General features: G+C 71.0%; 11 protein-coding genes. 6 read left to right on the top strand and 5 right to left on the bottom strand.

Features of this window, described 5'->3' with window-relative positions; translation table 11 throughout:
* The first annotated feature begins 173 nt into the window (after nt 1-173).
* On the top strand, nt 174-1,517 hold the full coding sequence (locus FJ091_02270) for an FAD-dependent oxidoreductase (GenBank protein MBM4382173.1): 1,344 nt from the start codon (nt 174-176) through the stop codon (nt 1,515-1,517).
* A 9-nt stretch (nt 1,518-1,526) separates the two neighbouring features.
* Here the strand turns inward: FJ091_02270 and FJ091_02275 are convergent, their stop codons facing one another.
* Nucleotides 1,527-3,902, bottom strand: coding sequence for an endonuclease MutS2 (locus FJ091_02275; protein ID MBM4382174.1), 2,376 nt, complete (start codon nt 3,900-3,902; stop codon nt 1,527-1,529).
* 67 nt (nt 3,903-3,969) lie between these two features.
* Between FJ091_02275 and FJ091_02280 the strand changes: the two genes are divergently transcribed.
* Entirely contained in the window at nt 3,970-4,722 is a 753-nt protein-coding gene (locus tag FJ091_02280) for an N-acetylmuramic acid 6-phosphate etherase (protein MBM4382175.1), read from the top strand.
* A 327-nt stretch (nt 4,723-5,049) separates the two neighbouring features.
* Here FJ091_02280 and FJ091_02285 read toward each other — a convergent pair whose 3' ends face one another.
* From FJ091_02285 to hflX, 4 genes are all read right to left on the bottom strand, one after another.
* Nucleotides 5,050-6,216 carry an acyl-CoA dehydrogenase family protein gene (locus FJ091_02285; protein ID MBM4382176.1) on the bottom strand — a complete coding sequence of 389 codons (1,167 nt, stop codon included), beginning with the start codon at nt 6,214-6,216 and terminating at the stop codon, nt 5,050-5,052.
* Between the two features lie 177 nt (nt 6,217-6,393).
* Nucleotides 6,394-6,840, bottom strand: coding sequence for a hypothetical protein (locus FJ091_02290; GenBank protein ID MBM4382177.1), 447 nt, complete (start codon nt 6,838-6,840; stop codon nt 6,394-6,396).
* Between the two features lie 175 nt (nt 6,841-7,015).
* Entirely contained in the window at nt 7,016-8,017 is a 1,002-nt protein-coding gene (locus FJ091_02295; protein ID MBM4382178.1) for a ketoacyl-ACP synthase III, read from the bottom strand.
* Entirely contained in the window at nt 8,014-9,780 is a 1,767-nt protein-coding gene (hflX, locus tag FJ091_02300; GenBank protein ID MBM4382179.1) for a GTPase HflX, read from the bottom strand. Before hflX ends, FJ091_02295 begins: the two co-directional genes overlap by 4 nt.
* Nucleotides 9,781-9,937: 157 nt before the next feature.
* On the opposite strand from hflX, the gene glmU reads away from it, so the two are divergent.
* From glmU to FJ091_02320, 4 genes are all read left to right on the top strand, one after another.
* Nucleotides 9,938-11,299 carry a bifunctional UDP-N-acetylglucosamine diphosphorylase/glucosamine-1-phosphate N-acetyltransferase GlmU gene (gene glmU / locus FJ091_02305; protein MBM4382180.1) on the top strand — a complete coding sequence of 454 codons (1,362 nt, stop codon included), beginning with the start codon at nt 9,938-9,940 and terminating at the stop codon, nt 11,297-11,299.
* 44 nt (nt 11,300-11,343) lie between these two features.
* Nucleotides 11,344-13,179 carry a glutamine--fructose-6-phosphate transaminase (isomerizing) gene (glmS, locus tag FJ091_02310; GenBank protein MBM4382181.1) on the top strand — a complete coding sequence of 612 codons (1,836 nt, stop codon included), beginning with the start codon at nt 11,344-11,346 and terminating at the stop codon, nt 13,177-13,179.
* 209 nt (nt 13,180-13,388) lie between these two features.
* Nucleotides 13,389-14,681, top strand: coding sequence for an MBL fold metallo-hydrolase (locus tag FJ091_02315; GenBank protein ID MBM4382182.1), 1,293 nt, complete (start codon nt 13,389-13,391; stop codon nt 14,679-14,681).
* Nucleotides 14,682-14,789: 108 nt separating this feature from the next.
* The gene (locus FJ091_02320) at nt 14,790-16,985 is read left to right on the top strand and encodes a UvrD-helicase domain-containing protein (GenBank protein ID MBM4382183.1); all 2,196 of its coding nucleotides are present in this window, start codon (nt 14,790-14,792) and stop codon (nt 16,983-16,985) included.
* The last annotated feature ends 20 nt before the right edge of the window (nt 16,986-17,005 follow it).

The raw sequence follows: 17,005 nt of genomic DNA on the forward strand, positions 1-17,005 counted from the left end.
TGGCCACGCCGCGCGAGGCTATCACGGACGCTTCGCGGGCTTTCTGGCGGACGCGGGTGGGAACGAGCTGAAGCGGGAGAGTTGCGGTGGTCATCGTGAGAGCGGCTACGAGCGAGGCAGTCGCCGCGTTCGCGGGCTAAAGACTCGCGTTCCCAGAAGCGCGAAGGCCGCCCGTGACCTCCCCCCGCATCGCCGTCGTCGGCGCCGGCATGGCCGGAATCGCCGCTACCCAGCGCCTGCTCGAAGCCGGCGCAGAGGTCGTGCTCGTAGAGCGCGCGGTCGGCGGCGGGCGGGCGCAGGAGATCGCGCGCGACGGCTTCCGCATCGAGCGCGCGCCGCTGCTGCTCGGAGCCCGCGACCGCTCGCTGCACGCGCTCGGCGCGAAGCTCGCGACCGCGGAGGCGCTGCCGCTGCTGCGCCCCGTCGCGATGGCGCAGCTGCACGAGGGCAAGCTGCACGCGACAGAGGCCGTCGACCACCGCGGGCTCCGCCAGCTCCCCGGTATGCCGCTGCGCGACGGTTGGCGCTTGCTACGGCTGGAGCGGCTGCTGCGCCGGTTCGCCTCGATTCTGGACGCGGGCTCGCCAGAACACGCCACTCGACTCGACGACCGCAGCGTGGCCGACTTCGTGCGCCTCTATTTCGGCGCCGGTGCGCTCGCGAGCTGGGTGCAGCCGCTGCTCGCCGCCGACCTCGGCCTCGAAATCGCGCACACGAGCCGCGTCGCGTTCCTGCGCCACCACGTCGCGCGCGCCGAGCTCGGCCTGGGCCGCCCGCGCACGAGCGTGGCTGTGCTCGGCGCAGAGCTTGCGCGCGGCGCGCGCCTCGTGCCCGGGGACGTGCGCGGCATTCGCGCGAGCGCGAGCGGCTACGAGCTCTCGCTCGCGAGCGGCGCGCGCGTCGAGGCCGAGGCGGTCGTGCTCGCGATTCCGCCGCGCGAAGCGCTGCGCGCCGCGGCGGCGCTCATCACGCCCGCGGAGGAGGACTTCCTCGGCGCGAGCCGCGCCGAGTCCGCGGTCGTCGCGAGCTTCGCGTGCAGCGGCGCGCTCGCGCCGCACTCGCTCTGGGCGCGCATCCCGCGCGACGCCGGCGTGCCGCTCGTGAGCGTGCTGCTCGAGCCCGGTGCGCCGGGTGGCTTCGCGCCCGAAGGCAAGACGCTCGTGCAGCTCGTCGCGACGCCGGTGTTCTCGCACGCTCATCTCGAAGCGGCCGACGACGCGATCGCGCGCTCGCTCGCCGCAGCGCTCGAGCGCGTACGCCCCGGCGCAGCGAGCGGCGCGCAGCTGCTCGACATCGCGCGCTTTGAGTGGGCTCGCCCGCGCTTCGACGTCGGCCGCTACCGCGCGCTCGCGGGCTTCGCGCGCGTGCAAGCCGACCGCCGCGCGCGCGGGCGCAGGCTCTACTTCGCGGGCGACTACCTGAACGCACCGACCCTCGAGGGCGCCGCGAGCAGCGGCCTGCGCGCGGCAGCGGCCGCGCTGGGGGACCTGCGCGTCGAGGGCGCCGCAAGCGCCTGAACGCGGCGCCTACTTCAAGTACGCGAGCGTCACGCCTTCGCCGCCCTTGCTCGCGCCCGGCGTGAAGCGGGCGACGTGGGGGAGGCGGCGCAGGTGCTCGCGGATCGCGCTCTGCAGCGCGCCGGTGCCGACGCCGTGGATGATCTCGAGCGCCTCGCTGCCGGCGCGCGCGGCGTCGTCGAGCGCCTTCTCGGTGGCGTCGATCGCCTCGTCGACGCGCATGCCGCGCAGGTCGACGCGCCGTGCGTTCGCTTGCTCGGGCAGCGTGTCGACGCGCACGTAGCCGCGCGCGGGCGGCGTCGCGCCCGCACTCGTTACGGGGCGTAGCTTGTCCGCGTCGATCGCGATGCGCGCGCTGCCGATCTGCACGAGCGCGCGGCCACTGCGGTCGGGCAGCGCGACGAGCGTGCCGCTCTTGCCGCCGTCGACGCGCAGCGCGTCGCCGGGCTTCGCGCTCGCCCAGTCGACACCGGCGCCTCGCTCGCGCGGAGCTCGCGCGCGCTCCGCCTGCTCGCGCTGCATCGCGTCCTGCTCGAGCGCGACGAGCTTGTCGCGCGCGCGGGCCGCTTCCTGCGCGCTGCCTTTGCGCTGGAGATCGCGAATCACCCCCGCGATCTCGCCGTGCGCACTCTTGAACGCGGCGTCGAGCTCGCTCCGCATCTTGCCGATCAGCTTGTCGCGACGCTCCTGCAGCTTCTCGAGCTTCTCGCGATACGCGTCGCGGGTGGCCTCGCTTTCTTCGCGCAGCTGCGCCGCCTCGTGTCGCTCGCGTTCCAGCGCCGCGCGGCTCGCCTGCAGCTCGGTCAAAAGCTGGTCGAGCCGCCGGTCTTCGCGATCGATCAGCGCCCTCGCGCGCTCGATCACGCGCGCCGGCATGCCCATGCGCGCCGCGACCGCGGTTGCGCTCGAAGCGCCTGCCATGCCCAGCCGCAGGCGGTAGGTCGGCGCGAGCGTCTGCGGATCGAACTCGACGCTCGCGTTCTCGAAGCGCGGGTCTACGTCGGCAAGCTCTTTCAGCAGGTTGTAGTGCGTCGTCGCGATCGCCCGTGCGCCAGCGTCCGCGAGCGCTTCGAGGCAGGCCTGCGCGAGCGCGGCGCCCTCGCTCGGGTCGGTGCCCACGCCCACTTCGTCGAGCACGGCGAGCGTGCTCGCGTCCGCCTCGGCGACGATCTGCGCGAGTCGCGCGATGTGCGCGTAGAACGTCGACAAGTTCTCGTGCAGATCCTGCGCGTCGCCGACCAGCGCGACGACGTGCTCCACCGCCGCGATGCGCGCGCCCGGCGCTGCGGGCACGAACATGCCCGCGCGCGCCGCGAGCGCGGCCAGTGCGAGCGACTTCATCGCGATCGTCTTGCCGCCCGCGTTCGGGCCCGAGATGACGAGTACGTGGAAGCCCTCGCCGAGTCGCAGGTCGTTCGGCACGACTTCGCGCGGCGGCAGCAAGGGGTGCCGTAACAACTTCAGCTCGAACACGCCGTCGTCGGCGAGCGCCGGCTCGCTCGCGTCCTGCTCGCTCGCGAGCGCAGCGCGCGCGAAGGCGAGATCGAGATGCGCGAGCGCCGCGAGGTTCGCCTCGATCTCGGGCGCGCGGCGCGAGGCCGCCTCGGACAGCTCGGCGAGCACGCGGCGCGTCTCGCGGTCGACCGTGAGGTCCGCCTGCTTCTTGCGGTTGTTGAGCTCGACCACCGCTTCGGGCTCGACGAAGAACGTGGTGCCGCTCGCGGACGCATCGTGCACGATGCCGGGCACCCGGTCGCGCGCCCCCGCTTTCACGGGCAGCACGTAGCGGTCGCCGCGCAGCGTCACGAACGAGTCCTGCAGCGCGGGCGCGATCTCCGCGTCGCCGAGGAAACGCTCGATGCGCTCCTTCGCTGCGATGCGAGCTCGCGCGCAGCGCGGGCGTGCGTTCGCGAGCGCGGGCGAAGCGGCGTCCGAGACCTCGCCGCCCGGCGTGATCGCGTGCTCGATCTGCGCGGCGAGCGCGCCGTGATCGGCGATGGCGCTCGCGATCGCGGCGAGCTGCGGCGCCGCCTCCGCGCGCCGCGCGAGAAAGCGCGCGGCCTCGGCGCACACGCGCAGCGTCGCGGCGAGATCGAGCAGCTCCGCGCCGCTGAGCGCGCCGCCGCGCGTGATGCGCGGCAGCAGCATCTCGATGTCGCGCACTCCAGCCGCCGGCGTCACGTCGCCGTCGTCGAGAATCGCCTTCGCCTCGCGCGTCTCCGCGAGCCGTTCGCGCGCTTCGGAGAGACTCGCAGCGAACAGCGCGGTGCCGAGCTCGTCGAGGCCCTCCTGCGCGCGCGGCGTGCGCAGGTGCGAGCGCAGTCGCAGCACGAGCTCCGGCCACTCGAGGCGTGCGAGGGTCTGTTCCGAGACGCGGAAGGCCATGGGCGCGGGTTCTACTGGATCGCGAGACAGCGGTCAGGCTGCCCGCCAGATTGCCGATGAGGTGCACATGCGTGACGAGCTGCTCACCGAGGCCGTGTGCGAGAGCACGCGCGATCTCTCGCGCCGCTCGACGCGCGAGATCGTCGCGGCGATCCACGCCGCGGACCGCAGCGTGCCCGACGCCGTCGCGCGCGTGCTGCCCGAGATCGAGCGCGCCGTCGACCTGCTCGTGCTCGTGCTCCAGGGCGGCGGGCGCTGGTTCAACGTGGGCGCCGGGACGAGCGGCCGGCTCGGCGTGCTCGACGCCTCCGAGCTGCTGCCCACGTTCGGCTTTCCGCCCGAGCGCGTCCTCGGAATCATGGCCGGTGGCGACGCTGCACTCGTGCGCGCAGCCGAAGGCGCCGAGGACGACGCGCGGGCGGCGCGCGCTGCACTGATTGCGCGCGAGCTGATGCCGGGCGACGCGGTGCTCGCGATCTCCGCGAGCGGGCGCACCCCCTTCGCGCTCGCCGCACTCGAGCTCGCGAACGAAGTGGGCGCGCGCCGCATCGCGCTCAGCTGCGACCCCGGGTCGCCGATCGCGTTGGCCGCGGAGGTCTCGATCGCACCGCAAACCGGCGCTGAAGTGATTACGGGCTCGACGCGCATGAAGGCCGGGCTCGCGCAGAAGATGGTGCTGCACACGCTCTCGACCGCGGTGATGGTGCGCCTCGGCCGCGTCGAGGGGAACGAGATGACGAACCTCGTGCCGAGCTCGCGCAAGCTCGAGCGGCGCGCGCTGCGCATCGTGTGCGAGCTGGGAGGCGTGGAGGAAGCTTGAGCCCGCACCGCGCTTGCCGCCGCGCACGGCAGCGTGTCGGGCGCGCTCGCGCCACTGCGGAAGAGCTGAGCGCGATGCAGCGGCCGGCGAAGACGCCGCCGCTGATCGCCGGGGTCGCAGCACGAGCACCCAATCAAGCCCGCGTTCGACCGAGTGCCCGAGCGACCACCCAATCAGCCCCGCAAGAGAGGATCAGCGGCGGCGCGCAGCGTCGTCCGCTGCATCCAACCTGCTTCGCGCCCGCGACCACCGTGCCAGAGAGCGCCGCGAAGTCTGCAAAAAGCCCACGGCTTGGTCTCCGAGGAAACCTCTTCCCCCAAGCCCCCCTCAGAACGCCTTCATCCCCGTGATGTAATCCCCAAGAATCAACGTGTGAACGTCATGCGTCCCCTCATACGTCCGCACGGTCTCGAGATTCACCATGTGCCGCATCGACTGGTAGTCGTCGACGATGCCGTTCGCGCCTAACAAGTCGCGCGCGGCGCGGGCGATGTTCAGCGCGATGTCGACGTTGTTGCGCTTCGCCATCGAGACCATCACCGGCTCGAGCTTGTGCTCGTCCTTGATGCGCCCGAGCCGCAGCGCGAGCAGCTGCGCCTTCGTGATCTCGGTGAGCATCTCGGCGAGCTTCGCCTGCGTGAGCTGTTTGCCCGCGAGCGGCCCGCCCTGCACGAGGCGCTCCTTCGAGTAATTCACGACCTCGTCGAAGCAGGCCATCGCCGCGCCGATCGCGCCCCACGCGATGCCGTAGCGCGCCTGCGTGAGGCACGAGAGCGGACCCTTCATGCCGGCCGCGTTCGGGAGCCGGGCTTCCTCGGAAATCTCGACATCTTTGAGAAACAGCTCCGAAGTCACCGACGCGCGCAGCGAGAACTTGCCCTTGATGTCGCGCGCTTCGAAGCCAGGCGATCCCTTCTCGACGAGGAAGCCGCGCACGCCTTCGTCGGTGCGGGCCCACACGATCGCGATGTCCGCGAGCGTGCCGTTCGTGATCCAGCGCTTCGTGCCGTTCAGCACCCAACGATCACCGCGGCGCTCGGCTTTGGTGCGCATGCCCTGCGCGAAGGAGCCGAAGTCGGGCTCCGTGAGGCCGAAACAGCCGATCGCCTTGCCCGCGGCCATCGGCGGGAGCCAGCACTCTTTCTGCGCATCGGAGCCGTACGCGTAGATCGGGTACATGCAGAGCGAGCCCTGCACCGAGGCGAACGAGCGCAGGCCCGAGTCGCCGCGCTCGAGCTCCTGCATCACGAGTCCGTACGCGACGTTGTTCATGCCCGCGCAGCCGTAGCCGTGAAGGTTCGCGCCGAAGAGCCCGAGCTCCGCGATCTGCGGCACGAGCTCCATCGGGAACGAGCCGTCCTTGCGCACGTGCTCCTGCACGCGCGGCAGGAACTCGTTCGTCACCCACGCGCGCACGGAGTCGCGCGCGAGGCGCTCCTCGTCGGAGAGGAGATCGTCGAGGCGCAAGAAGTCGACGCCGTTGAAGCTCGCCATGAGAAGACTCCCGAGTTTGCGCGAAGGGCGCGCAACGTAGGAGGCCGCCTCAGGTTGCGCGATCACCGCGCGCTCGGCTCCGAGGGCGTCGCCTCGCTGCGGGCTTCGCTTGCGCGCGCGAAAAGTCGAAGGGCCCGGCAGCACGCGCTGCCGAGCCCTTCCTTGAACGACGCCTGCTCAGGCGACGGCGACCGTGGCTTGCCTCGACGCCTTCTTCGCCTTCAGCTCGCGCGACAGCGCGGCCACGCGCTTCTCGAGCCGCTCCACCTCATCCGCGCGCGCGATGCCGGCGTAGCCGAGCATCTCGCCGTAGCGGGCCTGCGCCTGCTCGCGCAGCTCCTCGGCGCGCTTCGCCGCCGCGCTCTCGCGCAGCTCGCCGCGCAGCTCCTCAGCTCGCGCCTCGGCTTGCTCGCGCAGCTCCTGCGCGCGCTTCACCACCGGGCTCTTCTCGAGCTCGTGGCGGAGCTTCTTCACCTCGCGCTCAACGCGGGTCTCGAGCTCCTTGCGGCGCTTCTCCGCGTCCTTCTGGATGCGCTTGAACTCGCGCTTCGCGTTGCCGAGCGCGTCCTCGAAACGGGCGCGCGCCTCTCCGATCACGTTGGTCCGGGCCTGGGTCTTCGCCATGACGTTCTCCTCTCGGGGTTGCGGCCGGAGGTTCTTTTCCCGGCTCACGCGGCGTCATGGATAACACGATGCGTCATTGCGTCAAGAAGATATTTTTACCTGCAATTTCAAATAGATACGTCTGACGCACTGCGGCAGACGGAGTCGAGGTCGACGCGGCGCGGCAGAACGCCGCTCACCAGCGGACGAGCGCGCTTCCCCAGCTGAAGCCCGAGCCGAATCCGGTCATGGAGACGAGTCGGCCGCGCTCGAGCGCGCCCTCGGCTTGGGCTTCCGCGAGCAGGATCGGGATCGAGGCGGCGGAGCAGTTCCCGTAGCGCTGGATGTTGTTACGGAGCTTGCGCTCGGGGATCTGCAGCGCGTTCGCCACGAACTCGTTGATGCGCAGGTTCGCTTGGTGGAAGAGGAACAGGTCGACATCGTCCTGCTTCACGCCCGCTTGTGCGAGCGCCTCCCCTAACACCTCGGGCATGCGCGTGACGGCGTGCTTGAACACGAACTTGCCGTCCATCTTCGGGAAGTGCGCCTTGCGCGCGAGCACCTCGGGCGTGAGGCGGGTGGGCGCGTGGCCTGAGCCCGGCGCCTCGATCCAGAGCTTCTTCGCGTACTTGCCTTCCGCGTGCATGCGTACGGCGAGAATGTCGGCGGGGTCGTCGGGATCGGTGTTCGCCTCGACCACGACCGCGCCGGCGCCGTCGCCGAACAGCACCGCGACATCGCGGCCCTCGGTCGAGATGTCGATGCCGGTCGAGTGCACCTCGCAGCCTACGAGCAGTACGCGCCGGAATTGCCCCGACGCGACGAAGCCGCGCGCGACGCCGAGGCCGTAGATGAAGCCGCTGCACTGGGCGCGCAGGTCGAAGCAAGGTGCGGTGCCGCCGAGCCGCTCCTGCAGGAAGAACGAGGTGCCCGGGAAGTCCGCCTGCGACGAGAGCGTCGCCAGCACGATGCAGTCGATGTCGCTCGCTTCGAGTCCGGCGCGCGTGAGCGCCTCTCGGCTCGCCGCCTCCGCGAGATCCGCCGGCAGCTGCCCCTCGCTGATCCAGCGCCGCTCCACGATTCCGGAGCGCTGGCGGATCCACTCGTCGGTGGTGTCCATGAGCGCTTCGAGGTCTTTGTTCGTGATGCGCCGCTCCGGCACGTACATGCCGGTTCCGCTGATGCGCGTGCGAATCATGAGAGCCCCCCTTCGGCGCCGTAGTCTGCTGTTAGGGAAAGCGCGATCGGCTTCGAGTCGAACAGCTCGATCTCGGCGCGCTCCAGCACGGCCTCGAAGCCCGTGCGCGCGAGCGCGGACACCGGCACCGCGCCGAACTCGGCCGCCAGCCGCGCGCCTTCGCCCGGCGGTAGCTGGTCGATCTTGTTGAACACGAGAATCTCGGGCCGCTCGCGCAGTCCCATCTCGCTCAGCACCGCGTGCACCGCGGCCATGCGTCGCTCGACGCCCTCCGCGGACGCGTCCACCACGTGGAGAAAGACGTCGGCCTCACGCAGCTCTTCGAGCGTGGCGCGGAAGGCGGCGACGAGCGTCTCGGGCAGGTTCCGGATGAAGCCCACGGTGTCGGTCACGATCACTTCGCGGTCGCGCGGGAAGCGCAGGCGGCGCGAGGCGGGATCGAGCGTCGCGAACATCTTGTCGGCGACGAGCACGTCGGTGCGCGTGAGCGCCCGTAACAACGTGCTCTTGCCGGCGTTCGTGTAGCCCACGATCGAGAGCACCGGCGCGCCGCGGCGCCCACGCCGAGCCCGGCGCTGCTCGCGCTGCTCGCCGAGCTGGCGCAGCTCGCGCTCGAGGCGCGTCACGCGATCGCGCACGCGTCGGCGATCCATCTCGAGCTTCGTCTCGCCGGGACCGCGTCCGCCGACGCCGGCGCCGAGGCGCGACAGCGAGGTGTCGCTCTGCGCGAGCCGCGGCAGCGTGTACTTCAGCTGCGCGAGCTCCACCTGCAGCTTGCCGTCACGGCTCGTCGCGCGCTGGGCAAAGATGTCGAGGATCAGCTGCGTGCGATCGATCACGCGCAGGTCGAGCGCCTCGGCGAGGTTGCGCGCCTGCGTCCCTGACAAGTCGTCGTCGAAGATCACGAGATCGACGTCGCTCTGGAAGCAGCGGATCGCGAGGTCCTGCAGCTTGCCCGAGCCGATCACGGTGCGCGGATCGGGCTGCGGCCGGTTCTGCACCAGCACATCCACCACCTCGACGTTTGCGGAGCGCGCGAGCTCGCGGAGCTCCTCGGTCGAGGCGTCGGTCTCGCTACGGCTGCGCCCCGACGTAACCACCACGAGCACCGCGCGGTCCTCGCCCGCGACCTTCTTGGTGCGCACGCCGCGCGAGAGCTCGTCATCGAGCCCGCGAATCCAGTCGAGGAAGGGCAGGTCGACGAGCGAGGCGGGCTTTGGCGGCAGGTACTGGATGCCCGCGCCGTCGCCGTTCGCGGGCCGCAGCGCCGCGGTGTGCACGAGACCCGGCAGGCCCTCCTCGCCCACCGCGACCGTCGCCATCGCGTCGAGGTGCAGCTTCGCGAGGTCGGTCAGGTCGTCCTGCGAGAGCGGCTCGGCGTCGGCGAAGCGCGTGTGTACGCAGCGCAGGCCGCGCAGGCGGCCCGGGCCGGCGCGCATGCGACCCCAATCCGGCATGGTGAGCCCGCGGTTCCCGCCGCACATCACGTGGGTCACGGCACCGCGCCGGTCGATCAGCACGCCCACCACGCGCCGAATCTCGTGCGAAAGCTCGGTGAGCTCGCGCGCCAGCTCGTGGGTCACGAGCCGGTCCGGCGGGATGCTGCGTCGCCCCAGGTGCTCGAGCCGTTTCACGTGGCTCGCCTTGAGACCGCTCGTGTTTCCTTCGACGCGCACTTCGTCCGGTGGCCCCGCTCCCAGGTGGCAGCAAACGGCGCGCAGCTTACTCCCCGAGCTGCGGGGTTGTCCCGCGGCCGAGGCCATCGGCAACGGAAGCTCGGCGCGCGGCGGTCGCGGGGGCCCGCTGGGCAGCGCAATTCGCAACGGGATTTGCCGTGCGGGCCACTACTTTGAGGGCCTCGCCTGCCGATGAGACTGGGCGCGGCGCTCAGCGGCTGGGCGCGAACGGAGGCGCGAAGACATGAGCGCGAACGTGAGGCTGGCGGTGCTTCTGCTTGCGGCGGGCAAGGGCACGCGCATGAAGTCGCGGCGTACGAAGGTGCTGCACGAGATCTGCGGGCGGCCGATGCTCGCGTACCCGCTCGCGGCGGCGGCGCAGGTGGGCGCCGAGAAGCTCGTCGTGGTGATCGGGCGCGACGCGGACCAAGTCGAAGCGGCGTTCGCGGGCCGCGCGCAGTTCGTGATCCAGGCCGAGCAGGGCGGCACCGGCCACGCGGTGCAAGTCGCGCTGCCGAAGCTCGGCGACTTCGCGGGCGATGTGCTCGTGCTCTACGGCGACACGCCGCTGCTGCGCGCCGAGACGCTCGCGCGCATGCAGGCGAAGCGGCGCGAGACCGGCGCGCCCCTCGTGATCCTGACTTCTCCCGAGCCGCTGCCCGGCCTCGTCGTGCGCGGCGCGGATGGGCGCGTCGAGCGCATCGTCGAGCAGACCGACGCGAAGACGCCCGCCGAGCTCGCGATTCGCGAGGGCAACACGGGCGTCTACCTCTGCGACGGCGCCTTTCTCGCGAGCGCCGTCGCGCAGCTCGAGCCGAAGAATGTGCAGGGCGAGCTGTACCTGACCGACGTGGTCGCGATCGCGCGCAGGCGCGGGCTCGCGGTGGAAGCGATTCAGCTGGCCGACGCGGACGAAGCGCTCGGCGTGAACACGCGCGCCGAGCTCGCGCGCGCCGCCGCGGTGCAGCGCCGCCGCAACGTCGAGCGGTGGATGGCCGAGGGCGTGACGTTCATCGATCCCGAGAACGTCTACGTCGACACCGATGTCGCGATCGGGCGCGACACGCAGATCGATCCCGGCGTCGTGATCACCGGCCCGACGCGCATCGGCGAGGGCGCGCACGTGAAGGCGCACTGCGTGATCGAGTCGAGCGTGCTCGACGACGACGTGGTCGTGGGCCCGAGCGCGCACCTGCGCCCCGGCTCGCACCTGAAGAGCGGCGTGCGCATCGGCAACTTCGTCGAGGTGAAGAACAGCGTGCTCGGGCGCGGCGTGAAGGCCGACCACCTCGCCTACATCGGCGACGCCGACGTCGGCGAAGACTCGAGCTTCGGCTGCGGCGCGATCACCGTGAACTACGACTGGGTGAACAAGCACCGCACCACCGTGGGCGAGCGCGTGCGCATCGGTTGCAACGCGAACCTGATCGCGCCGATCGCGCTCGAGAGCGACAGCTACGTCGCCGCGGGCACCACCGTGACGAAGCCGGTGCCGAGCGATGCGATCGCGGTGGGCGCGGCGCGGCAGAAGAACGTCGAAGGCTGGGGCAAGAAGCGGCGAAAGGCCGGAACCGGCGGCGGGCACTCGGGGTCGCAACACGGCTGAGCGAGTGATTAGGGCTCGCGCTGCGAGCCGCGGGAGTCGAAGGCATGTGTGGAATCGTCGGGTACGTCGGGCGCAAGCGTTCGGTGAACGAGGTGCTGCTCGACGGCCTGCGCCGGCTCGAATACCGCGGCTACGACTCCGCGGGCGTCGCGGTGTGGGACGGCGCCGCGCTGAAGGTGCGGCGCGCGGTCGGGAAGCTCGCGAATCTCGACGCCGAGATTCGCGGCGAAGATCTCGCGGGCGTCGTCGGCCTCGGTCACACGCGCTGGGCCACGCACGGCAAGCCGAGCGTTCCGAACGCGCATCCCCACGTCGCCGGCGACGTCACGATCATCCACAACGGCATCGTCGAGAACTACCGCGAGATTCGCGCCGAGCTCGAAGCCGCGGGCCGCACGATCCGCAGCGAGACCGACACGGAGCTCGTCGCGCACCTGATCGACATGGAGGTCGCGCGCGGCGTCGATCTGCTCACCGCGACGCGCGGCGTCGCCAAGCGACTGCTCGGCAGCTACGCGCTCGCGGTGTTCTCGACGCGCACGCCGGATCACATCGTCGTCGCGAAGCACGGCGGCAGTCCCCTAATCTTCGGCCTCGGTCAGGGCGAGTCGTTCCTCGCCAGCGACATCCCCGCGATCCTGCCGCACACGCGCTCGATGCTGTTCCTCGCGGACGGCGAGTTCGCGGTGCTCTCGCGCGACGGCGTGCAGATCGTGGACGCGAACGGCCACCTGATCGAGCGCGCGCCGCGCACGATCCAGTGGGATCCGGTCAGCGCGGAGAAGGGCGGCTTCGATCACTTCATGCAGAAGGAGATCTTCGAGCAGCCGCGCGCGCTGCGCGACACGCTCGGCACGCGCGTTCGCGAAGACTCGCTCGATCTCGACCTCGACGGCATCGATCTCTCGCCCGCCGCGGTGAAGAACGTCGAGCGCATCACGCTGCTGGCGTGTGGCACTGCTTACTACGCCGCGTCGGTCGGCAAGTACCTGATCGAGCAGCTCGCCGGCATTCCCTGCGAGGTCGATCTCGCGAGCGAGTACCGCTACCGGCGGCCGATCGTGGGCGCGAACGCGCTCGTGATCCCCGTCTCGCAGTCGGGCGAGACCGCCGACACGCTCGCCGCGCTGCGCGAGGCGAAGTCGCGCGGCGCGCGCGTGCTCGCAGTGTGCAACACGCGCGACTCCGCGATCGCGCGCGAGAGCCACGACGTGCTCTACACCGCGGCGGGCCCGGAGATCGGCGTCGCGTCGACGAAGTGCTTCACCGCGCAGGTCCTCGCGCTCTACCTGATCGCGCTGAAGCTCGGCATCGCGCGCAAGACCCTCGGCGGCGAGGACCTGAAGCAAGCCTTCGCGAACCTGCGCAGCCTGCCGCGCATCGTCGAGAAGACGCTCGCGCTCGACGCGCAGATTCGCGCCGTCGCGCAGCGCTACTTCCGCGCCACGAACTTCCTCTTCCTCGGCCGCGGGATCATGTATCCGATCGCGCTCGAGGGCGCGCTGAAGCTCAAGGAGATCTCGTACATCCACGCCGAGGGCTACGCCGCGGGCGAGATGAAGCACGGCCCGATTGCGCTGATCGATCAGAACATACCGGTCGTCGTGATCGCGAACCGCAGCCCGGTATACGACAAGATGATCTCGAACCTCGAGCAAGTGCGCGCTCGCGACGGCCAAGTGATCGCGATCGCGAGCGAGGGCGACACCGCGATCGCGGAGAAGGCCGACGCGGTGATCCGCATCCCCGAGCTGGGCGAGCACCTGACCGCGCTGCTCGCGACGATTCCGGTGCAGCTGCTCGCCTACCACGTCGCGACGCTCAAGGGCACGGACGTGGATCAACCGCGCAACCTCGCGAAGTCAGTGACGGTCGAGTAGGGCGGGGCGGTCGCGACGTTCTCCACGTTTACTTCGCATCGCGCTCGAAGACTCGCGCGCTGCTGCGCGCTTCGCTTGCGGTCTCGGCCGACCTGCTTGGGTGGAGCGCTCGGCTTCCAGGTTGTTCGGTCGTTTTCTCGGCGCGTCAGGCATCGAGGGCGAGCGGCGAGTAGGGGCGTTCTAACGTCGCGGCGGGATTGGAGGCCGCGATGGTTGCTCGGTTGCTCGTGCTCGTGTTCGTTGCGCTGATTCCTTCGCTTTCGATTGCAGACGAAGCGGACAAGGAGCGCGTGTCGGAGTTGCTCACGCGCGGGGAGCGGCTCGAGCGGGCGGTGCGGGTGCACGAGCGGATTTGGCTCGCGTCGGGGAATTCGAATGCGTACTTGGTGACGACGCCGGCGGGGAACGTGCTGATCGACACGGGGGCGACGTTCGACGCGGAGCGCACGCGGCGCGCGCTCGATGCGGTGCCTGGCGAGATTCGCGCGGTGGTGCTCACGCATGCGCACGTCGATCACGTCGGCGGCATGCCGCTGCTCGCGCCGAAGGGTGTGCCGGTGATCGCGCATCGCGCGATGCGGCAGCGGCTCGCGGATCAGATCGCGCTGACGCCGTTCCGTAACAAGCGGGCGCGCGTGCTCTGGAGCGCGGTGATGGATGGGCAGGAGGCGCATCCGGTCGCGGACGTAGCGCCCAGCGTGATCGTGGACGACGCACACGAGCTCGAGCTCGGCGGTACGCGCTTCGTCGTGCTCGCGACGCCGGGCGGAGAGGGGCCCGACGGGCTCACGGTCTGGATCCCGGAGCTCGGTGCGATCTTCACCGGTGATCTGTGCGGGCCGACGACTGCGTCGTTCCCGAATCTGTTCACGCTGCGCGGCGAGAATCTGCGCGAGGCGGTTCCGATGATCGCTTCGCTCGATCGCGTGCTCGCGATCTCGCCGCGTCCTCGCCTCTGGCTGCCCGGGCATTTCGAGCCCGTGCGCGGGCGGAAGCAGATTCGCTCGACGCTGCAGCGCACGCGCGACGCGGTCGCGTACGTGCACGCTGCGACCGTCTCGGGCATGAACGCGGGCAAGGATCTCTGGACGCTGATGCGCGAGGTGAAGCTGCCGCCGGAGCTCGCGGTGTCGGAGCAGTATGGGCGCGTCGCCTGGGGCGTGCGCGCGATCTGTGAGTCGTACACGGGCTGGTTCCGCTACGAGTCGACCGCGGAGCTCTACGCGACGCCGCGCAGCGTCGCGGACGCGGAGCTCGTGGCGCTCGCGGGCGGCGCCAGCGCGGTCGCGGCGCGCGCGCAGCAGCACGTGGCGCGCGGCGAGCCCGAGCTCGCGCTCCACTTCGTCGATGCCGCGCTCGCGGCGGACGCGAAGAGCCGCGACGCGCTCGCCGCGAAGCGCGCTGCGCTCGAGGCGCTGCTCGCGCGCGACGGCGCGAACTTCCAGCTCGGCGGCTGGCTGCGGCACGAGCTGCGGGCAGTCGAGGCGCTGCTGGCGCATTGACCGGCAGCGACACGCGCGCTGAGCGTCTAGCTTGCGCGACCCCCCGCACACAACGAACCGTTCCTCCGGCGGAGATCTCTGGTGCTCGTCGAAGACCTTCTCTCGGGCATGAACCCCGAGCAGCGCGAGGCAGTCCTCGCGACCGAAGGCCCGGTGCTCGTGCTCGCGGGCGCCGGCTCCGGCAAGACGCGCGTGCTCACGCACCGCATCGCGTACCTGGTCGGGCACTGCGGCATCGCGCCCGAAGCGATCCTCGCCGTCACGTTCACCAACAAGGCCGCGGGCGAGATGCGCGAGCGCGTGGGCAAGCTGCTCGGCCCCGACGGCGTCGGCGTGTGGCTCGCCACGTTTCACTCGACGTGCGTGCGCATTCTGCGCAGCGAGATCGGCCACCTCGGCCGCTCGCGCGGCTTCGTGGTCTACGACGAGTCGGACTCGCTCTCGCTCGTGCAGGAAGCGATGCGCCGCCACGGCCTCGATCCGAAGGGCCCCGACGCGCGCCGCCTGCGCTGGCGCATCGATCAGTGGAAGAACGCGGGCGACTTGCCTGCCGCCGCCGCCGAGAAGGCGAGCGACATCGAGGCCCGCCAAGCCGCCGAGGTCTACGCGACGTACCAGCGCCTGCTCGCCGAGGCGAACGCGCTGGACTTCGGCGACTTGTTATTGCTCACGGTCGATCTCTTCGACCGCTTCCCGAACGTGCTGCGCCACTACCAAGAGCGCTGGCAGTACCTGCTGATCGACGAGTACCAGGACACGAACCGCGTCCAGTACCGCCTCGTGAAGCAGCTCGCAGCGCTGCACCGGAACGTGTGCGTCGTCGGAGATCCGCAGCAGTCGATCTACGGATGGCGCGGCGCCGACGTGAACAACATCCTCGACTTCGAGCGCGACAACCCCGGCGCTCAGACCGTGAAGCTCGTGCGCAACTACCGCTCGTCGCAGGAGATCCTGAGTGGCGCGGGCGCGGTGGTCGAGAAGAATCGCGGCTCGCCCTTGCAGCTGATCGCCGAGCGCGGCGCGGGCGAGCGCATCGTGCTCTACGAAGCGCGCGACGAGCGCGACGAGGGGCAGTACGTGGTGCGGCGCATCCTCGAAGAGGTGCGCGACGGCGGGCGCAAGTACGGAGACTGCGCGGTCTTCTATCGCACGAATGCGCAGTCGCGGCCGATCGAAGAGGAGCTGCTGAAGTACGACGTGCCCTACGTCGTGGTCGGCGGCGTGCGCTTCTACGACCGCGCCGAAGTGAAGGACGTGCTGTGTTACTTGCGCGCGGTCGTGAACCCCGCGGATGCCGCGGCGCTCGCGCGCATCGCGAACCGACCCGCGCGCGGCATCGGCGACACCACGCTCGACCGGGCGATGGAGCTGGCGCGCGCGCGCGGCGTCTCGTTCGAGGAGGGCATGCGCCTGTTCGCCGCGAGCGACGCCGCGGGCCGCGCGCGCCCGAAGCTCGTCGCGTTCCTCGAGCTGATGGACGCGCTGCGCCGCGACATCGCGGCGCTCGCGCCCGCCGACGCGATCGCGGAGGCGCTGCGGCGCAGCGGCTACCTGCTCGCGCTCGAGCGCGAGAACACGCCGGAGGCGGAGTCGCGGCTCGAGAACTTGCGCGAGCTGGTCGCGAGCGCGGAGGACTTCTCGGCCGACAGCGCCGAGATCGCGGACGCGTCGCGCACGCCACTCGAACGCTTCCTCGACCAAGTGGCGCTCGTCTCCGATCTCGACAGCGCGGAGCTGAGAAGCGACCGCGTCTCCCTGATGACCGTGCACTCCGCTAAGGGCCTCGAGTTCCCCGTCGTGTTCGTGGCTGGCCTCGAAGAGGGCGTCTTCCCGCATCAAGCCGCCGCGCGTGACGGGCGCGACATCGAGGAGGAACGGCGCCTCTGTTACGTGGCGATGACGCGCGCGATGGAGCGCCTCACGCTCAGCTACGCGCGCGAGCGCCGGCGCTACGGCCAGCACACCTACGGCTCGCCCTCGCGCTTCCTGCGCGAGATCCCGCAGAAGCTGCTGGACTTCCGCGGCGGCGCCGCGTTCGAGCGGCCGCGCGAGGTCGACGCGCCGGTGCGCGAGCGCAGCGCCGGCCGCCACTACGACTACAGCTACGACCAGGGCGCCAGCGACGGCGACTCCGCTGGCGACGCGGGCGTGCGCCGAGGCACGCGCGTGCGCCACCCGATCTTCGGCGCCGGCGCCGTGCTCGAAGTGATCGGGCGCGGGCCCTCGCAAAAGCTGCGCATCCAGTTCGACCGCGCGGGCGTGAAGACCGTGCTCGTGCGCTACGCGAATCTCGAGCTCGGTTGAGCGCCGCTTTGGCGCGCGCG

It is taken from the genome of Deltaproteobacteria bacterium (genome assembly GCA_016875395.1).
GTDB lineage: Bacteria > Myxococcota_A > UBA9160 > UBA9160 > UBA6930 > VGRF01.